Below are 7864 nucleotides of genomic sequence, written 5' to 3'. Positions count from 1 at the left end.
TCAGATTCGTAGAATCTGGGATTTATTTTTTTGCACAAAAATGAGCTGCACACTAATTATTTAGTGCGACAGCCCCTTAACTTTTTTTTATAATTGATGATAAAATATTTTTTGTGTTATTTTATATTTTTTATGTTATTTAACTCTGAAATGTTTTCCCCATCATTAATATCTAAATGTTTTGAAGTATTATTATTTGTATCTTTTACTTCGAAATTATCTAACTTACGATAAATTTTTTCTAATAGAAATGTTTTATATTTTAAATTGTGGAAAGCTTTTAGGGCTACCACAAATAACCATAAACCTATGAACATAAAGGTAACCATGAAAGTTATACCAACAATACATGTAGCACCAAATAAGTAAGACATAATAGCACCTCCTTAAATTATAAAATCATTATATCATCAAAATGAAATTCTTACTAATTAGAATTACTAGGATAATGATTATTCAATAAGAGTAATGGATATAATTGTAAAGACTAAGGAAAAAGGAGAGTGACTAATGAAGAAATTTATTATACCTCTAATAATGTTGATAGGAATAGCTGCTTTCATATTAAGCTTTATTAAAGTTAAGGATACTCAAAAAGTTGAAAAAGAAAATGATATAGTGTTTGCAGTCACTAATATACCAGTAGACTTAGATAAAGTGACTGGTTTATCAAAAGAAGATGAAAATCTTATATGTGCAACAAGTAGAGGGCTAGTAGAGAAGGATAAGGATGGGAAAGTAATTCCTTCATTAGCTAAAGAAATTAATCTTAAGGACAATGGAATAGAATATGAATTTGTGCTAAATGATAATATGTATTGGAGTGATGGTAGTCTTATAACATCAGAAGATATAAGAGATTATTTTAAAACTTTAATAAAGGTTGAAGATGAAGAAAATATAAAACCATTATTAGATGTATATGGTGCTGATTCCTTTAAAAAAGGAAAAGGAACTTTTGAAAAAGGAGTAGCTATAACTGCTAATGAAAAAAGTATCACCATAAGATTAAATAAGAAGAATGATAATTTTTTATTAGAATTGACTAAACCACAATATAGAATCCGAAAATACTTACAGTTGTGGAAAAACATAAAAAATTCATATAAGGATATAGCTTATTCGGGAGTATATTCAATAAAAAGTATGGACACTAATAAGATTGAATTGGAGAAGAACTCAAAGGAAGAAAATACATTGAAAAATATTACATTTATTAAAGATGAAAATGTAGAATTATCTATGGCATCTTATGAAATAGGAGAAAGAGATTTAATATTTGATCCCCCTATAAGTCAATTAAGTAGACTGAAGGAGGATAAAAAATTATTTTCATATCCTTCTAGTGAGGGAATATATTTATCTATTCCAACTTCAAAAACTAATACATCATTAGTGAATAGAAAAGAAATATATAAAATGATATATAATGCTACAAATAATTTTGCAGGAGATAATCCTGAAACAGTAGAATCAGCTGAAGGTAGCTACTTTAGAGAGGATAAGGATAATTTAGATAAACTTCAAAGTAGGAAAGTTAGTTTAAATAATGTTGGAAATGTTGAAAAACCCAAAGTGATTACTTTATTAGGAGAAGATACAGAGGAGATCAGAAGTTATTGTAGATATTTAACTGATTGGTTTAAAGAAAAGGAAAATGTACAATTTAAATATTCATTGGAAAGTAAAGCAGATATCGAACAATCTCAAGTCAGAGACAAGTATGACATAGTACTAATAAGTTGTGTAGAGGATAGTAAAAATGCAAGTAAGTTATATAATCAAATAAGTTTTTTATGTAATGATGATGAAAAGAAATATTTAAATGATACATCTAGTGCAGAAGGAAAGTTATTTGATTCATATAGAATACTTCCAGTAATGTTTGTAAATGATAATATAGCCATATCTAATAAATTATCAAACATAACATTGGATGGAAACGGTAATATAGAATTTTCTAGTATTAAATAATAAATTATAGATGCTATTTCAAAAGAATATAGCATCTATAATTTTAAATTTATTTAGCAATCTTAAGATTTCTTTTTGCTTTTTTTTTCATTTTTGATATCCTTTATAGAATTATCATTTGAGTTTTTTTCTGTAGCAGATTCATTAGATTCAGAATTTGTAATAGTTTCATCAGTTTTTAAATCTTCTTTAGGTTTTTGGGGTTCTGAATTTGCAATTGATTCAATAGGTTGAGAATTTTTATTAGGGATATCAGTAGAAACATCAAAATTCATATCTTTTATAATATCATCCATAAAATAATGGATGAAAACAAAGAATATCAGTAAGTTTCTATAGCTATCAAATGAATCCTTAGGTTTTGAAAATGTATCTTTCTTTTTAGAATAAGTAATGTTTTTGGCAAACAAAGGAGCCAAACCAGAACTTTCAGGAGATGGTACATTAGGCATTCTAAAGTAACTTTCATCTAACATATCCTGTGAACGAAGAGTAAGTCCTCTATAACGTTCAGTTTCATCCAAAGTAGGAGCATCAGGCCAGCTATAAATACAACCAGAAGAAATGAAATATTTTCTATATAAGTTAGAAATCATACCTCTATATTCAAACATATTATCTTTTTCTTTTGAACCTATAAATATGAATAAAAAGTAAAAACATATATCGAAAGAAGAATATTTGATTTCTTTTTTGTCTGTTAATTTTGTAAATACTCCTTTTTCATCGTTATATAATTCTTTAAGTTTTTGAAAAATTTCGTTACTTTTTTCTTTAAATGTTTCAATTCCAGTATGTTTAAATGAATCCAGTAAAGATAATCCAAATAAAGAAGCAGAATCTAGTGAATCGATATAATAATCTTTTTCATCAAATTTAGAAATTAAAAAGTCACTCAAATCTATAATTAAAGATTTGCATTTTTCTTCTTTGGAAATGTTATATAATACATTGAAAGATAATAAAATTTTGCATCCATCTTCAAAAGATAGGTTGTAAAGTAAATCTTTAAAGTCTAAAAACATATCAAGAATTTGCAAAGAAAAATTTTTATAATCTTCACTAGATGGATCATCTGGGTTATCATGAGCATATAAGTAATATGCATTCATCATAAATGCTTGGTCAACAAAGTTGAATTTTTTATTTTTATCAATTAAGTTGTATCCTTTAGCATTTCCATCTGAAATATTTTTCTTTTCTACAAATATACCTTCTGAATTTCTTAAGTTTTCATAATAAAATTCTAATTGTTCTTTAGATAAGTAAGAATAGGCTTCGCTTAATGAATCAATATTCCTATTATTATCACAATAGTAAGAGTAGTATCGACTAAGATTTAACAGTGCAAGAGTCATCAAAGCATTTGTGGTAGGAGAAATATCTTTTTTAAAAGAGGATTCATCAAATCCATGGGAGCTCTTGTTATGAATAAATATTGGGGAGCTCTTCCTGTATAAGCATATTAGTGGAGAAAAGTCATTTAATATGCTAATATTATTTGTACGAGAAGATTTTTTGGAAGCTCTAAAAGAAGATAAAATCCCACACTTAGAGTTAAGCACAATAGTCTTAATAGCTTCTCTGGATAGGTAGAATAGTTGTCCTTCTATATCTTTTTCAGAAAGACTATTCATTCTAAAAAATGGACCGATATATCTCAAAATATTCACCTCATATTTATTGTTCTTATTTAATTAATATGAGATATGGTGGTAAATAGTGCATAAAATCAAAATTAAAGGAGATTTTTTTAATGAAAGAAGGAAAATTAAACTTTGATGATTTGAGAAAATTAATTCAAGAGAATAAAGGTATAAAAAGGGAAGAAGTGATTGTGAGAAATGATGTAGGAGAAGATTGTTCTGTTATTGATTTTAAAGATTTTTGTGGTGTTTTTTCAACTGATCCTATAACTGGGGCATCAGAAAATTTAGGTAAATTAGCAGTTCATATAAATTGTAATGATATAGCTTCTTCGGGGGGAGAACCTATAGCTATATTAGTAACAATTTTAGCTCCAGTAACATCAAGTTTGGATGAAATAAGTAAGGTAATGGAAGAAGTGAGTACAGAATCAGCTAAACTTGGATTGGAAATTATAGGAGGGCATACAGAAGTAACCTCAGCAGTAAATAAGATGATAGTATCTATAACTGCAATAGGAAAGTGTGAAAAAGAAAAAGTTATTGAAACAGCTGGGGCTAAAGTTGGTGATGATATTATAGTAACTAAATATATAGCTTTGGAAGGTACATCTATATTAACTAATGAATATGAAGAGAGATGTAAAAAAGTATTAAGTGTGAATGAACTTAATGAAGCTAAGATGTTTATAAATAATTTGAGTGTATTAAAAGAAGGGGTAATATCAAAGAATATAGGGGCCAACTCTATGCATGATATAACTGAAGGGGGATTACTTGGAGCTTTATTTGAGGTGGCTATGGCATCTAATACAGGATTTATAGTTTATGAAGATAAGATTCCAATTCAAGATAGTACAAGAAAAATATCTAAAGAATTTTCTATAGATCCATTAAGATTAATTTCATCAGGAAGTATGCTAATTACAAGTGATAGGGGAGAGAAATTAGTTATAGCTTTAGAAAAAGAAGGAATAAAAGCTTCAGTGATTGGAAAAGTTACAAAAAGTAAGGGTATTTTAGTTGCTAATGGAGTAGAATTAATAGTAGAAGAACCTAAAAGAGATGAACTTTTTAATATAAAATAATTTAGAAGGCGGTCATATTAATATGAGAATAAATGGAAGAAAAAAAGATCAGATAAGACATATAAATATCATAAGAAATTATACAAAATATGCAGAAGGATCTGTATATATTGAAGTTGGAGATACAAAAGTGATTTGTAATGTATCTGTTGAAGAAAAAGCACCTCCATTTTTAAAAGGAACTGGAGAAGGATGGATTACAGCAGAATATAATATGCTGCCAAGAGCAACAGGAAATAGAAAAGTTAGGGATATTGCGAGACTTAAAGTTGATGGTAGGTCAATGGAAATTCAAAGACTTATAGGAAGAGCTTTAAGGTCTGTTGTTGATTTAAAAGCTTTAGGAGAAAGAACTCTATGGATTGATTGTGACGTAATACAAGCTGATGGTGGTACAAGAACTACATCAATATCAGGAGCTTTTGTAGCTATGGTAGATGCTATAAATAAGCTTCATAAGGTTAAACCTTTTAAAGTATATCCTATACGAAACTTTGTTGCAGCAACAAGTGTAGGAATAGTTGATAATGAAAAATTGCTTGATTTATGCTATGAAGAGGATTCTAAAGCTAAAGTTGATATGAATGTAATTATGACTGATGAAAGTAATTTTGTAGAGATACAAGGAACAGGAGAAGAAAGTCCATTTAGTAGAGCAGAATTAAATGAATTGCTAGATTTAGGAGAAAAGGGAATAAAGCAAATGATACAAGCACAAAAAGATATTTTAAAAATGGATTCGCTTTGGATTGGAACTGGGGGAAATAAATAAGGATGAAAAAGATAGTAGTAGCCAGCAATAATGAACATAAAATCAGTGAAATTAAACAGATTTTAAACGGTTTAGATTTTGAAATTAAGTCCTTAAAAGAAGAAGATATATATATTGAAGTAGAAGAGGATGGTAAAACTTTTGAGGAAAATGCAAAAAAGAAAGCAACAGAAATAGCAGATTTCTTAAACAAACGTGGAGAAAAAAACTTTGTTGTATTAGCAGATGATTCGGGATTAGAAGTAGAGTATTTAAATGGAGCTCCAGGAATCTATTCGGCTAGGTATTCAGGAGAACATGGAAATGATGAAGAGAATAATAAAAAGTTGTTAGAAGAACTTAGAGAGGTCCCAAAAGAGAAAAGAGGTGCTAAGTTTATTTGTGCTGTGGCATTGATGTGTAGTGATAATATATATATATATGTAAGAGGAGAGGTTGAAGGAATAATAATGGAGAAGTTATCTGGAAATGAAGGTTTTGGATATGATCCACTATTTTTCTATAAGCCATTAAATAAGACTTTTAGTGAACTTACAGCAGATGAGAAAAATAAAATCAGTCATAGGGGAGTGGCACTTAAAAAACTTAAAGAAGAATTAGTTAGGCTAAAGGGATGATATATTTTAGGAGGTAAGATTTTGAAAATAGCTGTCGTTAGTGATACACATAGGATGGGAAAATATATAAAAATAATAAATAATCATATTAAAGATTCAGATATATTGATACATTTAGGTGATAATATAGAAGATATAGAAGAATTGAGTAAAGGATTTAAAGGTGAAGTGTATGGTGTTAAGGGAAATTGTGATTTTTCAAATATATATCCTTCAGAACAAATTTTAAATATAAGTGGGAAAAAGATTTTTATTACTCATGGGCATAATTATGGAGTTAAAAGCACATTCAATAATATTTTTTATAAAGGAAGAGAGATAACTGCAGATATAGTCTTATTTGGTCATACTCATGAGCATATTATCTTTAAAGAAGAAGGCATTATATTTATGAATCCAGGAAGTGTACCTTTACCAAGAAGTAATGGGAGATTTATAGGGTTTATTGAGATAGAAGAAGATAATCTAGATGTATATTTCAAAAAAATAAATGTTACATAATCAACTAAATATATAATGGTAGAATTAGTGCAATGTATAAGAGTATGTAATTATTCCTAATTAGCTTCAATTTTCTTCTGTTTTCATGCTTGTTCAAATTTCTTTTGAAAAAAGTATTGACGTATTACTTTTCATATTGTAGAATAATCCTTGTCGTTGTGAGATACATCAAATGACAAACGGGGTGTAGCGCAGATGGTAGCGCGCATGGTTTGGGACCATGAGGTCGCAGGTTCGAGACCTGTCACCCCGACCAGTATGCGGGTATCGTATATCGGTAATACTCCAGCCTTCCAAGCTGGAAAGGTGGGTTCGATTCCCACTACCCGCTCCACAAAGTTGTTGAAGAAATTTTGAAAAAATGCTTGACAAATGTGGGAAAATATCATAAAATAAGATTCGTTGTTATTAAGCGTCTTTAGCTCAGCTGGATAGAGCAACGCCCTTCTAAGGCGTGGGCCAGGAGTTCGAATCTCTTAAGACGCACCATTGTGGTGAATGTAGTTCAGTTGGTAGAGCGCCAGATTGTGGTTCTGGTTGTCGTGGGTTCGAGCCCCATCATTCACCCCATACGTAGGGATATCGCCAAGCGGTAAGGCACCACACTTTGACTGTGGTATTCGTAGGTTCAAATCCTGCTATCCCTGCCAAGATGGTTTACTAGCTCAGTCGGTAGAGCACTTGACTTTTAATCAAGGTGTCCGGGGTTCGATTCCCCGGTAAGCCACCAAAAAAATATAATTAAATGCAGATGTGGCGGAATTGGCAGACGCACTAGACTTAGGATCTAGCGCCTTAGGCGTGGGGGTTCGACTCCCTTCATCTGCACCAAATTGCGGAAGTGGCTCAATGGTAGAGCGCCACCTTGCCAAGGTGGATGTTGCGGGTTCGAGTCCCGTCTTCCGCTCCAAATATGCGGGTATCGTATATCGGTAATACTCCAGCCTTCCAAGCTGGAAAGGTGGGTTCGATTCCCACTACCCGCTCCAATAGTTTAAGAATATCAATGCGGAAGTGGCTCAATGGTAGAGCGCCACCTTGCCAAGGTGGATGTTGCGGGTTCGATTCCCGTCTTCCGCTCCAGATATGCGCGGGTATCGTATATCGGTAATACTCCAGCCTTCCAAGCTGGAAAGGTGGGTTCGATTCCCACTACCCGCTCCAGTAAACTTTATAATATAATGAAATTATAAGCGTCTTTAGCTCAGCTGGATAGAGCAACGCCCTTCTAAGGCGTGGGCCAGGAGTTCGAATCTCTTAAGACGC

7 protein-coding genes and 12 tRNA genes are annotated in these 7864 nt (G+C 30.9%); 17 read left to right on the top strand and 2 right to left on the bottom strand.

Annotation, left to right across the window (positions count from 1 at the left end):
• Positions 1 to 116: 116 nt before the first annotated feature.
• Positions 117 to 374, bottom strand: a complete 258-nt coding sequence (locus tag NNC19_RS22995; protein ID WP_310941027.1) for a hypothetical protein — start codon at positions 372 to 374, stop codon at positions 117 to 119.
• Positions 375 to 510: 136 nt separating this feature from the next.
• Here NNC19_RS22995 and NNC19_RS22990 point away from each other — a divergent pair, with 136 nt between their 5' ends.
• Entirely contained in the window at positions 511 to 1974 is a 1464-nt protein-coding gene (locus tag NNC19_RS22990; RefSeq protein ID WP_310941026.1) for an ABC transporter substrate-binding protein, read from the top strand.
• 62 nt (positions 1975 to 2036) lie between these two features.
• On the opposite strand, the gene NNC19_RS22985 is transcribed toward NNC19_RS22990, so the two are convergent.
• Complete coding sequence (locus NNC19_RS22985; protein ID WP_310941025.1) at positions 2037 to 3638, bottom strand: hypothetical protein; 1602 nt, start codon at positions 3636 to 3638, stop codon at positions 2037 to 2039.
• 92 nt (positions 3639 to 3730) lie between these two features.
• Here NNC19_RS22985 and NNC19_RS22980 point away from each other — a divergent pair, with 92 nt between their 5' ends.
• The 16 genes from NNC19_RS22980 to NNC19_RS22905 all read left to right on the top strand — a co-directional run bounded on the left by NNC19_RS22980 (position 3731) and on the right by NNC19_RS22905 (position 7864).
• Positions 3731 to 4708: an AIR synthase family protein gene (locus NNC19_RS22980; RefSeq protein ID WP_310941024.1), complete on the top strand. Its 978-nt coding sequence runs from the start codon at positions 3731 to 3733 to the stop codon at positions 4706 to 4708.
• Between the two features lie 22 nt (positions 4709 to 4730).
• A complete protein-coding gene (rph, locus tag NNC19_RS22975; RefSeq protein ID WP_310941023.1) occupies positions 4731 to 5480 on the top strand; it encodes a ribonuclease PH in 750 nt (249 codons plus the stop codon).
• Positions 5481 to 5482: 2 nt separating this feature from the next.
• A complete protein-coding gene (locus NNC19_RS22970; RefSeq protein WP_310941022.1) occupies positions 5483 to 6097 on the top strand; it encodes an XTP/dITP diphosphatase in 615 nt (204 codons plus the stop codon).
• 21 nt (positions 6098 to 6118) lie between these two features.
• Positions 6119 to 6598, top strand: a complete 480-nt coding sequence (locus tag NNC19_RS22965) for a metallophosphoesterase (RefSeq protein WP_310941021.1) — start codon at positions 6119 to 6121, stop codon at positions 6596 to 6598.
• Between the two features lie 180 nt (positions 6599 to 6778).
• A tRNA-Pro gene (locus NNC19_RS22960) sits at positions 6779 to 6854 on the top strand.
• 4 nt (positions 6855 to 6858) lie between these two features.
• Positions 6859 to 6932, top strand: a tRNA-Gly gene (locus NNC19_RS22955).
• 78 nt (positions 6933 to 7010) lie between these two features.
• Positions 7011 to 7087: transfer RNA gene (locus NNC19_RS22950), tRNA-Arg, on the top strand.
• Between the two features lie 5 nt (positions 7088 to 7092).
• Positions 7093 to 7168: transfer RNA gene (locus tag NNC19_RS22945), tRNA-His, on the top strand.
• Positions 7169 to 7173: 5 nt separating this feature from the next.
• Positions 7174 to 7248: transfer RNA gene (locus NNC19_RS22940), tRNA-Gln, on the top strand.
• A 4-nt stretch (positions 7249 to 7252) separates the two neighbouring features.
• Positions 7253 to 7328: transfer RNA gene (locus NNC19_RS22935), tRNA-Lys, on the top strand.
• 17 nt (positions 7329 to 7345) lie between these two features.
• Positions 7346 to 7429 (top strand) — tRNA-Leu (locus NNC19_RS22930).
• A 4-nt stretch (positions 7430 to 7433) separates the two neighbouring features.
• Positions 7434 to 7508 (top strand) — tRNA-Gly (locus tag NNC19_RS22925).
• Positions 7509 to 7513: 5 nt separating this feature from the next.
• Positions 7514 to 7587 (top strand) — tRNA-Gly (locus tag NNC19_RS22920).
• Positions 7588 to 7606: 19 nt separating this feature from the next.
• A tRNA-Gly gene (locus NNC19_RS22915) sits at positions 7607 to 7681 on the top strand.
• 7 nt (positions 7682 to 7688) lie between these two features.
• Positions 7689 to 7762, top strand: a tRNA-Gly gene (locus tag NNC19_RS22910).
• 29 nt (positions 7763 to 7791) lie between these two features.
• Positions 7792 to 7864, top strand: a tRNA-Arg gene (locus NNC19_RS22905).

The sequence above is a fragment of the Clostridium sp. SHJSY1 genome (assembly GCF_031626875.1).
GTDB lineage: Bacteria > Bacillota > Clostridia > Clostridiales > Clostridiaceae > Clostridium.
The sequence above is the reverse complement of the archived record's forward strand: the minus strand, read 5'-3'. Positions and strand labels throughout refer to the sequence as shown.